Genomic DNA, 21,483 nt, shown 5'->3' on the forward strand with positions numbered 1-21,483 from the left:
TAGTGTTTACGTTAACCGGGCGTTGATCAGATGGATACAGCTGAAAACAGGGTACTGCTGGTTGAAGCGGCATCGGAGAAGCGCGAGCATCTGCTCGAGCTGCTCCGAACCCTGAGCGGTATGGCGCTCGAAATTGAAGTATGCACACGACCAAAAGAAGCGCTCAATCGCTTGGCGAATGGTGACTTTCGTTATTGTCTTATCCCTGACGACTTAGCCCTGTTGCGCGACTTACGCCGTGTCTCCCAGCCTACCCTCTGTCTGATGGTCCGAGATGACAGTTCCCCGGAATTCGACAGCCAAGCGATCAACGACGGCGCGGATGAAGTGCTACTGCGAGCCAGCGTTACCGCATCAAGCCTTGAGCGGGCTATGCTGCACGCCAGCTGGCGCAGGCGAAGTGGGGGCAAGCTCGCGCTTCAGGCCAAACAGGATCCGCTGACCGGGCTGGGCAATCGGGCCATGCTCGAAGAGGAGCTCGACCGATTATTGCTTCGCAGCAAACGCAGCCACACCAACTTTGCCTTGCTATACATCGATCTTGACTATTTCAAACAAATCAACGACAGCTTCGGACACGGATTAGGCGACTTGCTGCTCGCAGTAATCGCTAACCGTTTGCGACGCAGCATGCGCGATGTTGATCTGATTACCCGAATTGGTGGCGACGAGTTCGTTGCACTACTGACCGACTTGCACGACGCAAACGACGCAGCACTCATAGCCGGCAAGATTATCCACGCGCTCAGCGAACCAATCACCCTGAACGGCCATCATCTGCTAATCTCTGCTAGCGTCGGTATTGCTACCCATCCGCAGCACGGCGGCAATGCCCAAGAGCTACTCGCGCACGCCGATCAGGCTTTATACCGAGCCAAAGCGGGTGGTCGTAATGGTTACCGATTCTACAGTCCCGAGGAAGACGCCGAAACACAGCACAATCTTGATATCGAACAGGGGCTGCGACACGGCCTGCTGGAGGGTCAATTTCGTCTGCATTATCAGCCCATCGTCGATACGCGCAATGGCAATACTGTTGCCTGGGAGGCGTTACTGCGCTGGCAACATCCGCAATTAGGCTTATTGACCCCTGATGGTTTTCTGCGACTGGCGGAGCACAGCGGTTTGATACTGCCCATGGGTCACTGGGTCATTGGCAAAGCGTTTGAAGCACTGAATCAATGGCGCGACGCGGGCATCAATTGCCGGCTCTCGATCAACCTTAGCGACCGCGAGTTGAAACAGCCCCGTTTTGCTGATCAACTTCGACAATTGATGATCAAGCATCGTATAGACCCCACAATGGTCCAGCTGGAACTGCGCGAAGACGCCTTGCTCAAGCATGCAGGCCAGGCTGAAGCGTTGTGTAAGACCCTCTCCGCCCTAGGCGTGGATATCTGGCTGGATCATTTCGGCGAAGAGTATGGCGCGCTCAGCTATCTCGCCAAATTACCGATCAAGGGCATCAAGTTGGACGCCCGACAGCTGTCCAGTGATGATGACGATGGCTATGCCACCTACTTACGCAACCTGGTCACCTTGTCACGGGGCATGGACAAGCAGGTCGTCGCCAATTACGTAGAAAACGCCCAGAGCGCCGATCAGCTGTCCAGCTGGGGTGGGGATTTTCTACAAGGCTTCTGGATTGGCAAACCACGCGCGCTGGAAGACGTGATAGGTCAACCTCTGAGCCTGTCCAGCACTTGATAGGAGTGAGCGGGATACGCTTCAGCGCCGGGCACGTCGCGTCTGCTGACCAACTGCCAATCGTCGGCAGTTACCGGAGGGAACCAGGCATCGCCTTCCGGCTCCGCTTCGACCAGAGTGAGGTATAATCGATCAGCCCGATCCAACAGCTGCCGGTAAAGGGTTTCGCCACCGATAACCATTACTTCCTCGACCCCATCAAGCACTGCCTGACGAGAGGCCTGCAACAGCGCAGCATCGATGCTTGTATGCACTGAGGTACCGGGGATCTGCAAGCCTGCCTTGTTGGTTATCACAATATTGGTACGCCCAGGCAACGGCTGACCCAAGGAATCAAAGGTCTTGCGACCCATCACTATCGGCTTACCCCAGGTCATACTACGAAAATATTTCAAGTCTTCCGGCAGGTGCCACGGGAGGCTGTTATCGCGGCCTATCACCCGATTCTTGCCCATGGCTGCAATCAAGGCAATGCGCGGATTCGAAGCGCCGCTCATACAGCCACCGGTGCTTTGATATGTGGATGAGCCTGATAGGCTTCCAGGACGAAATCCTCGGCAGTGAATGCAAACAGATCCTTTACCTGCGGATTCAATCGCATAACTGGCATCGGGAATGGCTCGCGCGTCAGTTGCAGGTCTGTTTGATCCAGATGATTTGCATATAAGTGGCAGTCACCACCTGTCCAGATGAACTCACCCGGCTCCAGCTGACATACCTGGGCGACCATCAAAGTGAGCAGCGCATAGCTGGCAATATTGAAGGGCACACCCAGGAAGATGTCGGCCGAACGCTGATACAGCTGACAACTGAGTTTGCCGTCCGCCACGTAGAACTGAAACAGCGCGTGGCAAGGCGGCAGCGCCATCTGATCGACCAGAGCTGGATTCCAGGCAGAGACAATCAGTCGACGTGAATCCGGATTGGTGCGGATCATCTCAAGCAACTTACTGATCTGGTCGATCGACTCACCATTGGGTGCTGGCCAGGATCGCCACTGATACCCGTACACCGGACCCAGATCGCCGTTCTCATCAGCCCAGTCGTCCCAGATGGAGACGCCATTGCGCTTGAGATAGGCGATATTGGTGTCACCCTGCAAAAACCAGAGCAGTTCGTGGATAATCGATTTGAGGTGACATTTTTTGGTTGTAACCAACGGAAAACCCTCGGCCAAATCAAAACGCATCTGATGACCAAACACGCTGTAGGTGCCGGTACCGGTGCGATCACTTTTGAAGGTTCCGTTCTCGCGCACATGGCGCATCAAATCAAGATACTGTTTCACGCTTGGCACCCTCGCTACGGTAGCCCCACGCCATAAGCGCAGCGCCGATCAAAATCATGGGCAGCGACAACAACTGCCCCATTGTCAGCCAGCCAAATGCCAGATAACCCAGGTGAGCATCCGGCTCGCGCACAAACTCGACAACAAAACGGAACACACCGTAACAAACACCAAATAGCCCGGATACAGCCATGGTCGGCCGTGGCTTTTTGGAATAGATCCACAAAATGGCGAACAACACCACTCCCTCCAGTGCGAACTGATAGAGCTGTGAGGGATGTCGCGCCAACTGAAGCGGATCGGTCGGGAATATCATCGCCCAGGAGACATCTGTAGGCTTGCCCCAGAGTTCAGCATTGATAAAGTTGCCGATACGACCAGCGCCCAGACCAATCGGAACAAGCGGCGCGATAAAATCCATTAACTCGAAAAACCGCTTGCCGGTTCGCCGTGCGAACCACCAAACCGCCAGCAGCACGCCGAGAAGCCCACCATGGAAAGACATGCCCCCTTTCCATACCTGCAACACAAGGGAAGGATCAGCGATGTAGGACTGCAGGTCGTAGAACAGAATGTAACCCACTCGCCCGCCCGCCATAACCCCAAGCGCTACCCAGAAAACCAGGTCCGATAGCGTCTCTTTGGTCCAGGATGGATCAAACGCCTGTACCCTGCGGCTGGCCAGAAACCAGGCGCCACCGATCCCAATCAGGTACATCAACCCATACCAATGAATCTGTAACGGGCCCAGCGCGATTGCTACCGGATCGATCTGCGGATAAGCCAGCATAACGGTTTCCTACATTAAGAAATTGATACCCACACACAACAGCAAAAGCGCGAAGAGACGCTTGAGCAATCGCTGGGACAAGCGGTGCGCAAGGCGCGCACCAAATCCGGCAAATAGCATGCTAGTAGCAGCAATCCCAATGACTGCCGGCAAGTACACGTAGCCCAGACTCCACTCAGGACGAGGCTCAACCGCCCAGCCAGTAATAATAAAACTGATCGCCCCGGCCACGGCAATCGGTAGGCCACAGGCAGAGGACGTCGCAACAGCTTGTTGCATAGGCACACTTCGCCAAACCAAAAAGGGTACTGTCAACGAACCACCGCCAATACCGAAAATCGCCGAAGCCCAACCGATAAACAAACCGGCCAAGCTCAGACCAGGTTTGCCTGGAACGTCCAGCGACGCTTTCGGCCTCAGCTCAAAGGCCATCTGTACTGCCACAATAATGGCGAATATACCGATGATCTTCTGCAATAGCTGACCGCTAATCAGCGCTGCAGTGAATGCGCCCAACACGGTACCAAAGACGATACCCAGGGTCATCCATATAAAGAGAGGCCAGCGGACGGCACCTTTCAGATGGTGTGCACGAATAGCGTTGATCGAGGTAAACGCAATGGTAGCCAACGAGGTACCCACGGCCATATGAGTCAGCACGTCGGCCGAAAAATCCTGGGCTGCAAAGCTGTAAACCAGTACCGGCACGATAATCATGCCACCACCCACACCGAACAGACCAGCCAACGTACCGGCGAAACCGCCCAGAACCAGATAGACCAGAAACTCCACGAACCCCCCCTCATTTGATTCACACCCCGCCTAGCGGGGACCGCTAGTGTAGCCGAATTCCTTAGGCCAGCGCTCCTTCAAACGTTCCAATCATCAGCATCACTAAAAGGCCGACCCTCTCAGGAACGGTCTTTTTTCTGGCAGTCAGGTAGTATTCAAACCTAGAACCTGATTGCCGACATCACACCCTGTCAGCTGCAATTGAACTCAACAAGAACAACACAGGAAACGCATATATGTGTCTTATGGCCTTTGCCTGGCAGTTGGGCGATCACCCTCTCACGCTATTGGGAAACCGGGACGAATTTCACGCACGCCCTACCCGTGACGCGGATTTCTGGATTAATGAAGACTTACCAGACTTGCTCGCTGGCAAGGATCTCGATGCGGGAGGGACCTGGCTAGGTGTGACCCGGGGTCAGCGGTTTGCTGCACTAACAAACATCCGTGCGCCGGGCGCTGAGGCGGCACTGCGTTCCCGCGGCCAGTTAGCTCTGGATTATCTTGCAGGGACAACCACTGCCAAAGACTATCTTGAATATTTAACCGGGGTAGCCGAACAGTACGGTGGGTTCAATTTGCTGATTGGCGACGCTGATCAACTGTGGTACTTCAACAGCAAGGACCAAAAGGCGGAGCAGATCGGGCCGGGCGTTTATGGTTTATCCAATGGCAACCTGAGCAGTGACTGGCCGAAACAACAGCGTCTTCGTGACGGCTTGGCCGCAGATCCCGATGGCGATCCTGCGGCGTTGCTCGAATTGCTCGCTGACAAGCGTATCTACCCCGATAGCGAACTACCCAGCACCGGCATCAAACTGGAACTGGAACGTCTTCTCTCGGCGGCATTCATTGTCGGCGAGCAATACGGCACGCGTGCCAGTACCTTGCTCAAGCTGACCAAGAACGGTGGATTAACGTTCGTGGAGAGACGCTTCGGCCCAATGGGCGTACTGACAGGTGAATCGTGCTGGCAAATGGCCTAACGGCCCTGGCGCAGGACCTTTTCAAGCCCCATATTGCGCAATGCCAAATGCAGAGTGCTTTGCACTAGGTAGGGGTTGTCCAACTCGATCACCTCATCGAGCAACGCCTTAGCATCCGACAGGCTGATCTGTCTTAGCAGCCACTTTACCTTAGGCAGGTTGGTGGCGTTCATCGACAGCACATCACAGCCCATGGCCATCAACAATACTGCCGAGGCCGGATCACCCGCCATTTCACCACACACGCTCATCGGCTTACCGGCATCACGACAGGCAGCCGCCACCTTGAGTAGCGCCTGCAGCACCGCCGGATGAAGTGAGTGATAAAGATCGGCTACACGCGGATTGTTACGATCGACAGCCAGCAGATACTGCGTCAGGTCGTTGGTGCCAACTGATAGAAAATCAACCATTTGAATTAGCTCGCGTGCCTGGTAGACCGCGGCGGGCACCTCGATCATCACGCCTACAGGCGGCATAAGCACAGCCACACCCTCATCGCAGACCTCGCTGTGCGCTCGGTGAATAAGGTGCAAGGCTTCCTCTACCTCGTAAACATTACTGATCATGGGCAACATGATGCGAAGATTATTCAAGCCGCGGCTCGCCTTGAGCATTGCGCGGGTCTGCAGCAGGAAAATTTCCGGGTGATCCAGCGTGACCCTGATACCCCGCCAGCCGAGGAAGGGGTTGTCTTCCTTGATCGGAAAGTACGTCAACGCCTTGTCGCCGCCAATATCCAAAGTGCGCATGGTCACCGGTAGCGGATGAAAAGCCTCTAGCTGTTCGCGATACGTGACCTGTTGTTCTTTCTCGCTAGGAAACCGATCCTGAATCATGAACGGGACTTCGGTGCGGTACAAACCGACGCCCTCAGCTCCCCGATCCAGGGAGCGCGCTACATCGGCAAGCAGACCGGTATTGACCCATAAAGGCATGCGATGACCGTCGGTGGTCACGCAGGGTACTTCCTTGAGTTTTTCCAGGCCTTGAACCAGCTCCAACTCTTCACGTACTAGTTCAAGATAATGTCGACGCAACTCCGGTGATGGGCTGGCATACACTTCACCGTGATTCCCATCAATGATCAGCTCCAATCCATCCATACGGGTGTATGGCAGATCGATCGCGCCCATGACGGTGGGTATGCCCATAGCACGGGCCAGAATGGCCACATGGGAGCTACCCGAACCCAGCACGGAGACCAAGCCCACCAGCTTTTCCTTGGGGACTTCACCCAGCATGACCGGTGACAGCTCTTCGGCGACCAAAATAGTGTGCTCGGGGAAAACCAGTTCCTGTTTGCCGGCTTCCTGCAGATAAGCAAGAATTCGACGGCCCAGATCCTTGACGTCCGAGGCACGCTCACGCAAGTAAGGATCGTCCATCATCTCGAAGCGACCGACATGGGAACTGACCACTTCGCGCAGTGCGCCCTGGGCCCACTGTCCACCACGAATCACATTGGTCACTTCGTTACCCAGCGCGGCGTCGTCAAGCATCATCTGATATACGTCAAACAGGGCCAGTTCTTCCCGACGCAGTTGCGTTGATAGCCGAGTAGAAAGATCCTGCATATCCTTTCGCACCGCATCCAGCGCACTACGAAACAGCGCAATTTCGGCATCGATATCGCGGACAGCCTTGTCCGGCACGGCTTTGAGGTCAGCAGGTGGCAGAATGACCACGGCTTGACCGATGGCCACACCGGGTGCTCCCGGAACGGCATCGAAGCGCGTGTCCTGCACAGGCTCGCCGCCCCAGCCTAGCCCTCGGATGGATCCAGTTGCTTCCGCATGGGCGATCACACCAGCGAGTTGCGCGCTCATGGTGACCAGAAATGACTCTTCCGACTCGTCGAATTGGCGTCGCTCTTTCTGCTGTACGACCAGCACACCCATTACCCGGCGGTGATGGATAATAGGTGCGCCGAGAAACGAGGCGTAGCGTTCTTCGCCGGTTTCGGCAAAGTAACGAAATTTGGGGTGGGCTGCAGCGTCTTCCAGATTGACCGGCTCTTCCCGGGCACCCACATAGCCAATCAGGCCTTCATTGCTGGCCAGACTGACCACGCCGACCGCATCCTTGTTCAGGCCTTCTGTCGCCATCAGGACATATCGCGTCGTGACTGGGTCGAGCAGATACACCGAGCAGACTTCCGTGCCCATCGCACCGCGCACGCGCTGAACAATGATATCCAGCGCAGTGGGCAGGTCCCGGGCCGAGTTGACCTCCTGAACAATACGCCGCAACGTGTTGAGCATACTCAAAACTGCACCAGTTCCAGCGGGAGTCTGGGCGCCAGCTCTTTCATGGCGCGCCGATAGACATCCCGTTTGAATGCCACCACCTGCCCCAGCGGATACCAGTAACTGACCCAGCGCCAGCCGTCGAATTCAGGCTTGGGGGTCTTGGTCATACAAACGCATTGTTCATCCGCCGTCAGGCGCAGCAGAAACCATTTTTGCTTCTGGCCGACGCAGATCGGCTGCGAATGGCTGCGAATCAACCGCGCTGGTAGACGATAACGCAACCATCCGCGTGTACAGGCAATAATTTCAACATCTTCGGGCATGAGACCTACTTCTTCATGCAGCTCGCGATACAGAGCCTGCTCTGGCGTTTCATTCCGCTGGATTCCACCTTGCGGGAATTGCCAGGCATCCTGCCCTATACGACGCGCCCACAGCACCTGCCCAGACCCGTTGGTCAAGATAATGCCTACATTAGGGCGGAAGCCGTCAGGGTCAATCACTGCCTTATTCCTTCTTTGATGATCGCTGCATTGTTCCACAAAGACGCGCGGCGCAGCAATTGCATAGTTGAAACATCGTTACTCTGCGGCTCAAGCATTTATCGGCGGTCTGGCTTATCCTTGAAGCTTGTTGATTTTTATACTGAGGAGTACACCGTGCCACTGGCCATTTTCGACCTTGATAACACGCTACTTGGCGGCGACAGTGACCATAGCTGGGGCGAGTTCATCGTTCAGAACAATATTGTCGATGCGCAGGCCTATCAGGCGCAGAACGATAAATTCTTCACTGAGTATCTGGAGGGCCGGCTGGATATCCAGGTCTACCTCAACTTTTGCCTGCAATTACTGGCTGAACACACGCAATCCCAACTCGATGAGTGGCATGGGCGGTTCATGACGGAGCGAATCGAGCCGATCATCCTGCCCCAGGCTTTGGCTCTGATCGATAAACACCGTGAGGCTGGCGATACCCTGATGATCATCACGGCGACCAATCGTTTCATCACTGGTCCGATTGCTGCTCGTCTGGGCATTGATATCCTGCTTGCCACCGAATGTGAGAAAGAGGCCAATGGTTATACCGGTCGGACCACGGATATTGCATGCTTTCGAGAGGGCAAGGTAACCAGGCTGGAGCGCTGGCTGATGGAAAACGGGAGGAAACTCGACGGTAGCTATTTCTATAGTGACTCACACAATGATTTGCCGCTGTTGCAAATGGTCGATCATCCGGTGGCGGTCGATCCCGATGATACCTTGCGTGAGCATGCGCAGAACAACGGCTGGCCGGTGTTAAGTTTGCGCGGCTGAAGTTAAGCCACTGGTGAACCCTGAAAAACCACAAGCTCGGGCTAATCGCTCCAAGCCTGGCAGGGTTGCGAAAGACGCCGTGTATCAATCCCTGGAGGCTTTACGATAACGTCCCTGTTATCGACACTTTCTCAACCCTGCCAAGCTGTGCGCTTAACGCGCATCGGTGTGATGCGTGGTTGGCTGTCCAAAGTCTAAAGCGGGTAGCTTGCGCTTTAGACCGGCAGCACTCTGCAAAAAAGTGATTTGATATAGCCGGTTTCCGGGATCGCGGGGTGCAGTGGATGGTCGGGCCCCTGGAAGCCACGCTCGGTGATGACCAGATTCCGATCCACGTGCCGGCTTGACGCCAGCAGGATGTCGCGCAGGGTATCTTCGGCCAGATGCATGGAGCATGAGGCAGAAACCAGAATGCCGTCTTTGTTCAACAACCGCATGGCCTGCTCGTTCAAGCGACGATAAGCCGCTTCGCCATTGCGCTGATCCTTGCGCTTCTTGATAAAAGCCGGCGGATCAGTGATGACCACATCGAATTTTTCACCAGCGGACTTGAGCTCGCGCAACGCATCCATTACGTCGCCCTCAACCACCGCCATGCGGTCCGCAACACCGTTGAGGCCTGCATTATGCTCGACCAGATCCAGAGCCGGCGCAGAGCTGTCTACACACATGACTTCGCTGGCGCCGAACGCTGCAGCCTGCACACCCCAGCCACCAATGTAGCTGTACAGGTCAAGTACGCGTTTACCTTTGACATATGGCGCCAGGCGAGCGCGATTCATGCGGTGATCGTAGAACCAACCCGTTTTCTGGCCTTCCCATACCGGCGCCTCGAAGTGCACGCCATTTTCTTCCAGGGCCACTCGGGCGGGAACGGTGCCGTGGGCAGCTTCGACGTAGGACGGGAGGTCCTCGGCAGTGCGTGCGCCGCTGTCGTTCTTGAACAAAATGCCCTGTGGTTTGAGCACCTGAACCAGCGCCTCAACGATTGCTGCACGCACGCGCTCCATGCCGGGGGTTGCTATCTGTACCACGAGGTAGTCTCCAAAGCGGTCTACTACCAACCCAGGCAGCAGATCGGCATCACCGTAGACCAGTCGGTAGAAAGGCTTGTCAAACAGTCTCTCGCGCAGGCTGAGGGCAACCTGCACCCGATGTACCAGCAGGGATTTATCTAGCAGCGTGGATGTGTCCCTGCTATGCATGCGTGCGCAGATGAGATTCGTTGGACTCATGCATACGAGTCCTAGTGGCTTGCCAGAAGCACTTTCAAGCTGGACTTCCTGGCCCGGTTCGAATGCCGTCAGAGGAGTCTGTACCGTGTCCACTTCATTGCTGAACACCCACAGATGGCCGGCCTTGATACGGCGGTCACTATTGGATTTCAGACGCAAGCTGGGCAGTGTCATGGGGGAGCTCCTCTTTCAAACGGCAGTGAATTCCACCGGACGGGCATTGTACAGGCTGTGCAGGCCGGCAGTCTGCGGCTAAACTCAGATATCAGGCACTATAGCGGATCAGTGAAAATGGTTGAGGATCTTACGCAAGAGCAGATCAGACATGCCCTGCAAGGCATCAGCGTTCCTCCACAGCCGCAGATCATGGTGGACCTGCAGATGGAACAGGTCATGCCTGATCCCGATCTAAGGGTGATCGCACGTCTTATAAGCCAGGACCCAGGCCTGTCCGGGAGCTTGCTAAAGGTGGTAAATTCGTCTTTTTTTGGTCTGGCAAATCGTATCTCATCGATTCAGCAGGCAGTCAATCTGCTGGGCGTTCGACGAGTGATCAACATCATCAATGCCCAATCAATTCGTGGCGAAATGACTGATGAAAATATCGTCAATCTCAACCGCTTCTGGGATAGCGCCCAAGACGTCGCTATGACGTGCATGACCTTGGCAAAAAAGATCGGCTGTTTAGAGCCCGACGAAGCCTACGCCCTTGGCCTGTTTCATAATTGCGGTATTCCTCTGATGCTGCGACGATTTCCATACTATATCGAGGTCATGGAGGAGTCGTACTCACAAGCAGGGCAACGCATCGTTGACGTCGAGAACCAACGACTCAATACTAATCATGCGGTTGTAGGTTATTTTACTGCCAAGTCCTGGTTGCTCCCCCTCCACCTCTGTGAAGCCATTGCAAGCCACCACAACGCCGAGCAGATCTTTCGTGAAGACAACCACGATGCCGGTCTGAAGAATTTGCTCGCGATCCTTAAAATGGCCGAACATATCTGTCAGGCCCACCGCGTACTGGCCAACCAACCCTTCGATCACGAGTGGGATGCTGTAGGTCGGGAGATTCTCGAATATGTCGGCCTGACCGAATACGACTATGAAAATCTCGAGATTAATTGCCGGGAAATGGTGGCAACCGGCGAAGGCAGGTACTATCAGGACTGACGGCGGAGCACACATACCGATTCAAGGAGTATTGAATGTCGACACCACTCGTTATAACGGTTATTTCCGCTGACAAATCTGGTCTAGTGGAAAGCATCGCCCAGGTAATCAACCGCCATGGCGGTAACTGGCTGGAAAGCCGAATGGCTCGTATGGCCGGGCAATTTGCCGGGATACTGCGGGTAGACATCGCCGCAGATAAAGTCGAGGGCCTGCGCATTGATCTCGACGGTCTGACCAGTCTGGGCATTAACGTTCAGGTGGCGGTGAGTGGTCAGGCAGATGCCCCAGAGCAGGACATCCTGCACCTGACATTAATAGGTAACGATCGTCCAGGCATTGTTCATGAGGTGTCTCAGGTACTGGCCCGTCACGGCGTAAACGTCGAGCAGCTGGAAACCGAGTGTAGTCCGGCGCCCATGAGCGCAGACTTGCTTTTTAAAGCCCGAGCTCGCTTGGGTGTATACCCGCAAACCGACCTCGACGAATTAAGAAACGACTTGGAGAATTTGGCCGACGACTTGATGGTCGAGCTAAATCAAGATGGTTGAAGCAGCTTGATTATGAAACAGCTCGGCGAAACACTCTAGCGCCGAGCCTGCTACTAACGCCCTTCATAACCTGGGTTGAATATCACCTCATCACCCTGCATAGCCTCGAAAATATCCTTCGCTACTATTGCAGGATCCTCCCAGCTGGCGGCGCGGTCACTTTCCGGATCAGCCATCGGCCCAACAGCGTGCTGACTGATTAGCGTTTTCATGCCACCGGGAGCGGCCAGAAATACTTTGATATTATCTTTCTTCAGTTCCTGAGCGCTGGTTTGAAAAAGGCCATGCAAGGCATGCTTGGTCGCCGCGTAATGACCGAGCGCCGGTGGAGCTGCGCGCATACCCAGGATTGACGACACATTTACAATGGTCCCACCGCCCTGCTTGCGCATGATCGGGATTGCCCGCTGTGCCAAGTCTGCGTAGGCCCAGTAATTAACCTCAAACAACTGGTGCGCCTGCTCCAGATCCATTTGTTCGTGCGTGGCAAGATAGGAATAACCAGCATTGTTGAACAGGTAATCGATACGACCGTACTCGCTCATCGCTGCGGCAATAACACCAGGCCGTTGCTCCACGCTGGCGAGATCCGCTTCAAACACAATGGCTTGCCCTCCGTCCTCACGTATCTGCTTTGCTAGGATTTCCGAGCCCTCGGGACGGATATCTACCAACACCAGCTTCATGCCCTTGCTGGCGCCAAGCATCGCAAGCTCATGACCCAGGCCATGACTGCTGCCCGTGATAACGGCAACCTTGTTGTCATACTCGCCAGCGCTATTGGCATCCTCGGCAACACTTACTGCGGGCATGAGAGCGGAGAAAGTTGCAAACAGAATTGCGGTCAATGTCGGCAAGCCACTAACTGCCGCTCGTCCGCCGGAGACGGTTGAAAATAATGACTGTTTCATAATATAGCTCCTTTTGTAATCCAGCCCTGCCTTGAAGGAGCAGCTGGCTCGCATTCGAACGAGAAATAAGCGGTTGCACATGCATGATCAACCGACATCCGAATGGATGGGGGAACGCCTGGGTAAGCCTGTGATGGAATACCACCGAACCACCACCGGTTATCCAAATTAGCTGTTATTGATCGCAGTAGTGTCATCAATAACAGATTAAACCACGTCGTTGGTAGAACCGCCGATATCGATTATAACAACGTCACCCTTAGTGTATTTGGCCGCATCGGTAAATTCGCCCTCATCATCCAGGGAAAATTCGAAGTATGTGGACAGCGCCTTGGAGTAGCAATCGACTTGGGAGATATTCAATTCGTCATCGCTGCCTACCACCTCAAACCTCCCCTTGCTGCCGTTGACCCACAAGCTTATCCCACAACCCATCTGACGCGGTATGCAAGCCTATGCCAAAAGGGAAGATATCACGCTGCCTCGGCCAATCAGATCAGCAGCAGCGTCGCCAGTCCGAGGAAAGCAAAGAAACCAACCACATCGGTTACGGTGGTTAGAATTACACCACCAGCCAAGGCCGGATCAATGCCAAATCGGCGCAAAACCAGGGGAATCACTAACCCCGCCAAAGCGGCACACAACAAATTCAATAAAATGGCGATCCCAATTATGCCGCCAATTTGCCAGCTACCAAACCAGAGGATCGCCAACCCGGCAACAACAACCGACCAGAGCAAGCCATTGAGCAAACCAATACCCATTTCTTTGACCAACAAGACCCTCGCGTTGCCACCAACCACCTGCCCTAAAGCAAGCCCCCGAATCACTAGGGTAAGCGTCTGACTGCCGGCAATACCACCCATGCTCGCCACGATCGGCATCAGAACTGCCAGTGCAACAACCTGTTCGAGGGTACCCTGAAACTGACCGATCACCCAGGCAGCAAGGAAGGCAGTGAGCAAATTGATGCCTAGCCAGACTGAGCGCCGCCGGGTACTGGTGAGAATAGGCGCAAACATGTCGGCCTCCTCGTCCAGGCCCGCCATATTCATCATCGCCCGCTCGGAGTCTTCACGGATGATATCCATAACGTCGTCGACGGTGATACGGCCAAGCAAAAGCCCGTCGGCATCCACTACGCCGGCGGAAAGCATATCAAGATCCTCGAACAGGCGCGCCACCTCATGGCTGGACAGCGCCACGTCAATGGACCTGAATTCCTGATCCATCACCTCGCTGACCTTGGCTTCCGGCAGACTGGTGACCATGCGGCTTAACCGCAAAACACCCAGGTAACGATTCCTGCGGTCTACGACCATGACCTTGTCAGTATGATCTGGTAGATCCTCCAACAAACGCAGGTAGCGCAATACCGATCCAATACGGACGTCGGCACGTACCGAAATATGGTCTACGTTCATCAGACCGCCAGCCGAATCCTCCGCATAAGACAGCATCTCGGCGATCTGCATGCGCTTTTGCTCGTCCATCGACAGCAGTAATTGCCGCCCTGGCCCGCTGGGCAGGGCCTGAATCAGATCAACCAGGTCATCCAGATCGAGTTTGCCAGCCGCAGCAACCAGCTCGTCATCGCCCATTTCCAGCGCTAACTTGGCTCGGACCTCCTCATGCAGGTGGACCAGCACCTTGCCTGACCGCTCACTGTCTAGCGTCTCCCAGACGACGCTACGCTCGTCTGGAGGGAGCGCCTCAAGCAAGCCGGCCGCCTTCGCAGGATGCATATTGCGAAACACTTTGCCGATGCGCTTGAACTTGCCGGCTTCAAGCGCATCGCGAACACTGCCAATGTGAGTGAAGATGTTTTCCTCATCTTCATGCAAAGGCGCGTCCTCATCACCATGCTCGCTATCGCGGTGCAGGGTTGCTGCCATCTGCGGATCAAGATGGCGAAGCACAGCGCCCTCGTGCTCATCGGAAACCTGTTGCCACACCGCTTGACGCTGTTCGGGCTCCAGCGCTTCGAGCAGACTGGCCAGCTTGCCCGGATGCATCGGACGCAACAGCTTGCGCACACGCTTGAGCTTGCCCTTGGCGAGCGCCTCGACAATTACTTCCTGACCGGTATGAATCGCGTGGTCGCTGTCATCAGTCATAGCGGTTATTCACTCCTGTCTTGCCTCCGGGCAGCAGTTAAGGCAGCCCGGAGGGCCCGCCGCGATGGAGCGCACACGAATATCAATCCTCGTAGCTCTCGATTGGCGGGCAAGCGCAGAATAGATTGCGATCGCCGTATACGTTGTCGATTCGGTTCACACTCGGCCAGAATTTGTTAGCCGCCACCCAGGGCCGCGGAAACACCGCCTGCTGACGCGTATATCCTCGCTCCCAGTCACCAGTGATGTCCGCAAGCGTGTGGGGCGCGTTGTGCAAGGGATTGTCCTCAGCGCTCCACTCACCTTTTTCGACCTGCCTGATTTCGCTACGAATAGTCAACATGGCATCGATAAACCGATCCAACTCGGCCTTGGACTCACTCTCGGTGGGCTCGATCATCAATGTGCCTGCTACCGGGAACGACATGGTCGGCGCATGGAAGCCAAAGTCCATCAAACGCTTGGCAACGTCTTCCTCACTAATACCGCTCGCTGCTTTCAGCGGTCGAATATCGATGATGCACTCGTGGGCAACACGTCCGTTAGTGCCGCTGTACAGAACCGGATAGGCTTCGCCAAGCTGTTTGGCCAGGTAATTGGCATTCAGGATCGCCACTTCGGTGGCCTGGCGCAGCCCGACAGCACCCATCAGTGCAATATAGGTCCAGCTGATCGGCAGGATGCTTGCGCTGCCCCAGGGCGCGGCGCTGACTGCCCCGTTCTCTGGGTCAGGACCGTCCAACGGCACCACAGAATGGTTAGCAACATAAGGCGCCAGGTGGGCGCGAACGCCGATCGGTCCCATTCCGGGGCCACCGCCGCCATGGGGTATGCAAAAGGTCTTATGCAGGTTCATGTGCGATACGTCGGCGCCAATATCAGCCGGACGCGTTACGCCCACCTGGGCGTTGAGATTGGCCCCGTCCATGTAGACTTGTCCACCCTGCTGGTGAACGATTTCGCAGATTTGTCGTATGCCCTCTTCATACACACCGTGAGTCGATGGATAGGTAATCATCAGGCAGGACAGGTTTTCGGCATTGTCCTCTGCCTTCTGACGCAAGTCGGCGATGTCGACGTTGCCCTTATCATCACAGGCTACTAGCACTACCCGCATACTGGTCATCATCGCCGACGCCGGGTTGGTGCCATGAGCCGACGTTGGAATCAGGCATACGTTACGGTGCTCGTCACCATTAGCTTCGTGGTATTTGCGAATCGCCAACAGCCCAGCGTATTCGCCTTGGGCCCCGGAGTTTGGCTGCATGCAGATGGCATCAAAACCGGTAATCTGGCGCAGCATTTCCTCCAACTCATCGATCATCACCTTGTAACCCTCGGCCTGTGCCAATGGAACAAAGGGATGCATCTGGCCAAACTCGGGCCAAGTGACCGGAATCATCTCGGTCGTCGCGTTAAGCTTCATCGTGCAGGAGCCCAGCGGAATCATCGCGTGGTTCAACGCCAGGTCCTTATTCTCCAGCGACTTGATATAGCGCAGCATCTCGGTTTCAGAGTGATAGCTGTTGAATACCGGGTGCGTCAGGAAGTCCGAATGACGACGCAGTCCTGAGGGTATACCCAGCTCGCTGCCAGCCACTGCGACATCCAAAGCGCCCACTTCCTGGTTATGCCCCTCTCCAGCAAATATCGCCAAAAGGTTCTCGACAGTCGCACGGGTACTGGTTTCGTCCAGACTGACGCCCAGGCTATCAGCGTCAATCAAACGCAGATTCACTTTGGCGGCGCGCGCGCGCTCGACAATATCTCGAGCCTGACCCGGCACATCCAGCGTCAGAGTATCGAAGAAGTGATGATTGCAGCGCTTGATTCCAACTGCTTCGAGGCCTGTGGCGAGGATGGCGGTCAGTCTCTGTATTCTTTCAGCGATGGTCTTCAGACCCTGCGGCCCGTGGTACACCGCATAAAAGCTGGCCATATTGGCCAACAGCACCTGAGCGGTACAGATATTCGAATTCGCTTTCTCGCGCCGTATATGCTGTTCACGTGTTTGCAGCGCCATCCGCAACGCACGATTACCTCGGGTATCGACGGAAACGCCGATAATCCGGCCGGGCATCGCCCGCTTGTAGGCATCCCGGGTAGCGAAGAACGCCGCATGGGGGCCGCCGTAGCCCATCGGCACACCGAATCGCTGAGCTGATCCAAAGACCACATCGGCACCCAACTCACCGGGCGGAGTGAGCAGCACTAGACTGAGAATGTCGGCCGCGACGCAAGCCAGGCCATTCATGCCATGTACCTGATCGATCAGCGGTTTAAGGTCGCGGATTTCGCCCCAGGTATTGGGGTACTGAAACAGGGCGCCAAACACATCATGCTCGCCCAAGGTGGCCACGTCGTCGATCACCAGATCAAAGCCAAACGCCTCCGCACGGGTGCGTACAACAGAAATAGTCTGGGGATGACAATCGTGGTCGACAAAGAACAGATTACTCTTGCTCTTGGCTACCCGCTTGGCAAGGGCCATGGCCTCGGCCGCAGCAGTCGCCTCATCGAGCAAGGATGCGCTGGCCAGCTCCATACCAGTCAGGTCGATTGACACCTGCTGAAAGTTCAACAGCGCTTCCAGTCGACCTTGGGCGATTTCTGGTTGATAGGGGGTGTACGCGGTATACCAACCCGGATTTTCCAACACGTTGCGCAGGATGACCGTCGGCGTCAGCGTGTTGTGGTAACCCATACCAATGCAGGAAGTGAATATCTGATTGCGGCCGGCAATCCCCTTGAGATAAGCCAGCACTTCAGCTTCGCTGCGCGGACCCTGCATATTGAGCAATTCCTTGCGCAGGATGCTGCCAGGCACGGTCTGCTCAATCAAGACGTCAAGCGACTCGACGCCCAGCGTATCGAGCATCGCCTGTTGCTCTGCGGCGTCAGGGCCGATGTGGCGACGCACAAAGGCATCTGTCTGTTCCAGATCGTTGAGGCTTGGCGTATTGCTCATGGGATTACCTGTCGGAAATTAAAAATATGCGAGGCAGGGTTGGTGCACAACCAGCAATCATTATGAACGGACTGCCTGCGCCCTGGCGCTTAGAAAATGAGTGGCACGAATCTGAAGCACCGATCTGGCGCTTCAGAGCCTGTGCAGCGGGCGGCAACCGCCCGATGCCATCAGATGGAAGCGCTATATGTGTCAGCGTCCATCAGCTTGTCGAGCTCGGCCGCATCAGTTGGTTTAACACGGAAAAACCAGGCACCGGCATAGGGCTCACTGTTTACCAGCTCGGGACTTTCAGTGAGCGTCTCGTTGATGGCAATCACTTCTCCACTGACCGGAGCGTAGATATCCGAAGCGGCTTTCACTGACTCGACCACGGCACATTCCTGGCCAGCGTTCACCTGGCGGCCCACTTCGGGCAGCTCGACGAAAACGACATCGCCTAACAGATCCTGAGCATGATCGGTGATGCCAACGGTAATGGTGCCATCTGCTTCCAGGCGGGTCCATTCGTGACTGGCGGCGTAACGAAGCTCGGCGGGGGTTTTACTCATGGGACGGTCCTCGGAAGAAAAATGAAATTTATTCGAATACGGCTTTGCCGTTACGCACAAAACCAGGCTTGATCACGCGTACATCCAGTAACTTGCCACGTATCTCAACCTGCGCACTGTCGCCGGTTCCTCGCGGAACGCGGGCCAGAGCAATAGAACAGCTCAGCGTCGGGGAGAAGGTGCCACTGGTTATTTCACCTTCGCCCACGCCCTCGACTATCACCTTCTGATGTCCGCGCAGCACCGCTCTCTCACTCATTACCAAGCCAACTTGCTTCAGCTGATCACCTGTGGCGCGCTGGACTTCAAGGGCTTTGCGGCCAATAAAGTCCCGCTCAACCGGCTCCCAGGCAATGGTCCAGCCCATATTGGCTGCCAGCGGAGAAACCGTCTCATCCATATCCATACCATACAGGTTCATGCCTGCTTCGAGACGCAACGTATCACGGGCGGCCAGGCCGCAAGGTCTGCAGCCAGCGGCCAGCAGTGCGTCCCAGAACGCGGCAGCCTGCCCGGCGGGCAGAATAATTTCCAGCCCGTCTTCACCCGTATAACCGGTGCGGCCGATGAACCAGTCACCTTCAGGTAGTCCCTGAAAAGGCTGCAAGTCATTCATCAGCGCCGCACGGTTGTCGCTTACCACGCTGGCGGCGCACTCGCGGCCGCGCGGGCCTTGCACGGCGATCATAGCCAGATCGGCGCGCTCTTGAACGGTCACTGCATAACCATTTGCCTGACTTTTCATCCAGGCCAAGTCCTTGTCCCGTGTCGCGGCGTTAACGACGAGCCGGTAACCTTCGTCGGTGAGGTATACGATCAGATCATCAATCACGCCACCATCTTGATTGAGCATCCCGCTATAGAGCGCTTTTCCAGCTGTCACCAGGCGCGCCACGTCATTGGCCAGCAGGTATCTCAGGAAAGTTTTTGCATCGGTGCCCGCAACGTCGACCACTGTCATGTGGGAGACATCAAACATACCCACATCGCTGCGCACCTGGTGATGCTCCTCCATTTGCGAACCGTAGTTCAATGGCATGTCCCAACCGCCAAAATCAACCATCTTGGCGCCGGCGGCCAAGTGCTGCTCGTAAAGCGGAGTACGCGAACCCATTCGACGTTTTCCTTAATGCAAAGAGAGGTGATCGGCTGTGAATTGTAGCCAAAATCAGGCGGGCTGTGCAGCCTTTGCTGCGAATTGCCGGCGACACCGGTTGCAGCCGCCGAGACTACCCTATCGGCGACCAGAGCGACGAATCAATACGATTACCGGAAGCAACCCTACCAGCACCAGGGTTAATGCGGGCAAGGCAGCCCGCTGCCAATTGCCCTCGGTGGTCAAACCGTGAATGCGCACCGCCAGAGTATCCCAGCCAAAAGGACGCATTAGCAGCGTTGCCGGCATTTCCTTGAGCACGTCAACAAATACCAGCAACCCGGCACTAAGGATACCCGGCAACAAGAGTGGCAGATATATCCTGCGCAACACCGCCCAGCCTGACTGACCCAGACTCTGGGCAGCCTCCGGCAAAGAGGGCCGAATGCGTGCTAGGGACGTATCCACTGGGCCGTAGGCCACCGCCATAAAACGAATCAGATAGGCCAGCAACAGCGCAAAAAGACTGCCCAGTAACAAAGGAGCAGGCTGCTCTACTCCAAGCCAACCGCGAAACGGAATTAGCAGCGCGTTATCGATCCAGCTGAAGGCAAACATGATACCAACCGCGAGCACCGAACCGGGCAGTGCGTACCCCAGATTCGCGACGGCGACGGCAGTCCGTATACGCCGTATCGGCTGCAACCGCCTGGAAAGCGCGAGCAAAACCCCCAGACTCACGGTCAGTGCCGCGGCCATTGCACCCAATAACAAGGTATTGCGTATGAGTGACCAGTAGCGACTGTCCAGATGAGCCATACCACCCTCTATCAACCAGTAAATCAGCTGAATAACGGGAATGATAAAAGCGACGCAGAGCACCAGCAAACAGTAACCGCTAGCGAGCAAGGCTTTAGGCCCGCGTAGCCGGTAAATTGCGCCGGGGCGTGGCCGATCGACCCCGGGGAATCGCCGACTACCCTGCGCTCGGCGCTCGGCAAACAGGGCGAGAAAGACAAAAAGCAGCAATACACTGGCCAGCTGGGTTGCTGTCTGCAGGCTGAAAAACCCGTACCACGTCTTGTATATGGCTGTCGTAAAGGTGTCGTAGTTGAATACCGAAACTGCGCCAAAGTCAGCTAGCGTTTCCATAATAGCCAGCGCAGCGCCGGCACCTATCGCTGGCCTCGCCATCGGCAGCGCTATCTTGGTAAAACCTTGCCAGGGCGTCTGCCCGAGCACCCGCGCAGCCTCCATCAAGCCACGTCCTTGAGCCATAAAGGCGCTGCGAGCGAGCAAATACACGTAGGGATAGAAAACCAATACCAGCACGATAATCACGCCGCCGGTGGACCGGATGGATACCATGCGGAAGTCGCTGCCAAGCCAACTACGTAGAAGGGTTTGCAACGGGCCGGCAAAGTCCAGCAGCCCAATCATCACGAAGGCAAGTACATAGGCGGGTATGGCGAACGGCAACATCAACGCCCAATCCAGCCAGCGTCGTCCGGGGAACTCACACATGCTGGTCAGCCAGCCCAGGCTGACGCCGAGCAGAATGACTCCCGCACCCACGCCAGCCACCAGCATCAAGGTGTTGCCAATTAACTGCAGCATCTGCGTCTGCAGTAAATGCCCCCAGATAACGGTATCGATACTTTGCCAACTGATCAGCAGCACCAGCAACGGCATCAGCACCAACGCTGCTGAGCCGTAAGCCACCACTCGCCAGTAAGGCATTTTTCGGGTC

General features: G+C 55.7%; 19 protein-coding genes. 5 read left to right on the forward strand and 14 right to left on the reverse strand.

Annotation, left to right across the window (positions count from 1 at the left end; all coding sequences use genetic code 11):
* The first annotated feature begins 30 nt into the window (after nt 1-30).
* Nucleotides 31-1,707, forward strand: coding sequence for a putative bifunctional diguanylate cyclase/phosphodiesterase (locus ACJAXR_RS02860; RefSeq protein ID WP_415056725.1), 1,677 nt, complete (start codon nt 31-33; stop codon nt 1,705-1,707).
* Here ACJAXR_RS02860 and ACJAXR_RS02865 read toward each other — a convergent pair.
* Genes ACJAXR_RS02865 through ACJAXR_RS02880 form a run of 4 tightly spaced genes read right to left on the reverse strand, consistent with a single transcriptional unit; the run spans nt 1,680 to nt 4,577 of the window.
* Nucleotides 1,680-2,204, reverse strand: a complete 525-nt coding sequence (locus tag ACJAXR_RS02865) for a dihydrofolate reductase (RefSeq protein ID WP_415056726.1) — start codon at nt 2,202-2,204, stop codon at nt 1,680-1,682. The two genes, ACJAXR_RS02860 and ACJAXR_RS02865, sit on opposite strands and share 28 nt — an antisense overlap.
* Entirely contained in the window at nt 2,201-2,995 is a 795-nt protein-coding gene (locus ACJAXR_RS02870; RefSeq protein WP_415056727.1) for a thymidylate synthase, read from the reverse strand. The genes ACJAXR_RS02865 and ACJAXR_RS02870 overlap by 4 nt, the downstream gene beginning before the upstream one ends.
* Entirely contained in the window at nt 2,979-3,785 is an 807-nt protein-coding gene (gene lgt, locus ACJAXR_RS02875) for a prolipoprotein diacylglyceryl transferase (protein ID WP_415056728.1), read from the reverse strand. Before lgt ends, ACJAXR_RS02870 begins: the two co-directional genes overlap by 17 nt.
* A gap of 9 nt (nt 3,786-3,794) precedes the next feature.
* Nucleotides 3,795-4,577 (reverse strand): sulfite exporter TauE/SafE family protein, encoded by a 783-nt coding sequence (locus ACJAXR_RS02880; protein WP_415056729.1) that lies wholly within the window; start codon nt 4,575-4,577, stop codon nt 3,795-3,797.
* 236 nt (nt 4,578-4,813) lie between these two features.
* Here ACJAXR_RS02880 and ACJAXR_RS02885 point away from each other — a divergent pair, with 236 nt between their 5' ends.
* The gene (locus ACJAXR_RS02885) at nt 4,814-5,563 is read left to right on the forward strand and encodes an NRDE family protein (protein ID WP_415056730.1); all 750 of its coding nucleotides are present in this window, start codon (nt 4,814-4,816) and stop codon (nt 5,561-5,563) included.
* Here the strand turns inward: ACJAXR_RS02885 and ptsP are convergent.
* On the reverse strand, nt 5,560-7,827 hold the full coding sequence (ptsP, locus tag ACJAXR_RS02890) for a phosphoenolpyruvate--protein phosphotransferase (protein ID WP_415056970.1): 2,268 nt from the start codon (nt 7,825-7,827) through the stop codon (nt 5,560-5,562). The genes ACJAXR_RS02885 and ptsP overlap by 4 nt on opposite strands.
* A 2-nt stretch (nt 7,828-7,829) precedes the next feature.
* The gene (locus ACJAXR_RS02895; protein ID WP_415056731.1) at nt 7,830-8,318 is read right to left on the reverse strand and encodes an RNA pyrophosphohydrolase; all 489 of its coding nucleotides are present in this window, start codon (nt 8,316-8,318) and stop codon (nt 7,830-7,832) included.
* Between the two features lie 156 nt (nt 8,319-8,474).
* On the opposite strand from ACJAXR_RS02895, the gene ACJAXR_RS02900 reads away from it, so the two are divergent.
* Complete coding sequence (locus ACJAXR_RS02900; RefSeq protein ID WP_415056732.1) at nt 8,475-9,131, forward strand: HAD family hydrolase; 657 nt, start codon at nt 8,475-8,477, stop codon at nt 9,129-9,131.
* 215 nt (nt 9,132-9,346) lie between these two features.
* Here the strand turns inward: ACJAXR_RS02900 and ACJAXR_RS02905 are convergent, their stop codons facing one another.
* Complete coding sequence (locus ACJAXR_RS02905) at nt 9,347-10,540, reverse strand: class I SAM-dependent rRNA methyltransferase (protein ID WP_415056733.1); 1,194 nt, start codon at nt 10,538-10,540, stop codon at nt 9,347-9,349.
* Nucleotides 10,541-10,657: 117 nt separating this feature from the next.
* Here ACJAXR_RS02905 and ACJAXR_RS02910 point away from each other — a divergent pair, with 117 nt between their 5' ends.
* Nucleotides 10,658-11,539: an HDOD domain-containing protein gene (locus ACJAXR_RS02910; RefSeq protein WP_415056734.1), complete on the forward strand. Its 882-nt coding sequence runs from the start codon at nt 10,658-10,660 to the stop codon at nt 11,537-11,539.
* Between the two features lie 35 nt (nt 11,540-11,574).
* A complete protein-coding gene (locus ACJAXR_RS02915) occupies nt 11,575-12,090 on the forward strand; it encodes a glycine cleavage system protein R (RefSeq protein ID WP_415056735.1) in 516 nt (171 codons plus the stop codon).
* A 53-nt stretch (nt 12,091-12,143) separates the two neighbouring features.
* On the opposite strand, the gene ACJAXR_RS02920 is transcribed toward ACJAXR_RS02915, so the two are convergent.
* The 7 genes from ACJAXR_RS02920 to ACJAXR_RS02950 all read right to left on the reverse strand — a co-directional run bounded on the left by ACJAXR_RS02920 (nt 12,144) and on the right by ACJAXR_RS02950 (nt 21,473).
* Nucleotides 12,144-13,001, reverse strand: a complete 858-nt coding sequence (locus ACJAXR_RS02920; RefSeq protein ID WP_415056736.1) for an SDR family NAD(P)-dependent oxidoreductase — start codon at nt 12,999-13,001, stop codon at nt 12,144-12,146.
* Nucleotides 13,002-13,208: 207 nt separating this feature from the next.
* Nucleotides 13,209-13,385: a hypothetical protein gene (locus ACJAXR_RS02925; protein ID WP_415056737.1), complete on the reverse strand. Its 177-nt coding sequence runs from the start codon at nt 13,383-13,385 to the stop codon at nt 13,209-13,211.
* A gap of 107 nt (nt 13,386-13,492) precedes the next feature.
* On the reverse strand, nt 13,493-15,118 hold the full coding sequence (gene mgtE / locus ACJAXR_RS02930; RefSeq protein WP_415056738.1) for a magnesium transporter: 1,626 nt from the start codon (nt 15,116-15,118) through the stop codon (nt 13,493-13,495).
* A gap of 82 nt (nt 15,119-15,200) precedes the next feature.
* Nucleotides 15,201-18,086: an aminomethyl-transferring glycine dehydrogenase gene (gene gcvP / locus ACJAXR_RS02935; RefSeq protein WP_415056739.1), complete on the reverse strand. Its 2,886-nt coding sequence runs from the start codon at nt 18,084-18,086 to the stop codon at nt 15,201-15,203.
* A gap of 170 nt (nt 18,087-18,256) precedes the next feature.
* The gene (gene gcvH / locus ACJAXR_RS02940) at nt 18,257-18,637 is read right to left on the reverse strand and encodes a glycine cleavage system protein GcvH (protein ID WP_415056740.1); all 381 of its coding nucleotides are present in this window, start codon (nt 18,635-18,637) and stop codon (nt 18,257-18,259) included.
* A gap of 28 nt (nt 18,638-18,665) precedes the next feature.
* Entirely contained in the window at nt 18,666-19,751 is a 1,086-nt protein-coding gene (gcvT, locus tag ACJAXR_RS02945) for a glycine cleavage system aminomethyltransferase GcvT (RefSeq protein WP_415056741.1), read from the reverse strand.
* A gap of 120 nt (nt 19,752-19,871) precedes the next feature.
* Nucleotides 19,872-21,473, reverse strand: coding sequence for an ABC transporter permease (locus ACJAXR_RS02950; RefSeq protein ID WP_415056971.1), 1,602 nt, complete (start codon nt 21,471-21,473; stop codon nt 19,872-19,874).
* Nucleotides 21,474-21,483 lie beyond the last annotated feature (10 nt).

The organism is Halopseudomonas sp. (genome assembly GCF_047631575.1).
GTDB lineage: Bacteria > Pseudomonadota > Gammaproteobacteria > Pseudomonadales > Pseudomonadaceae > Halopseudomonas.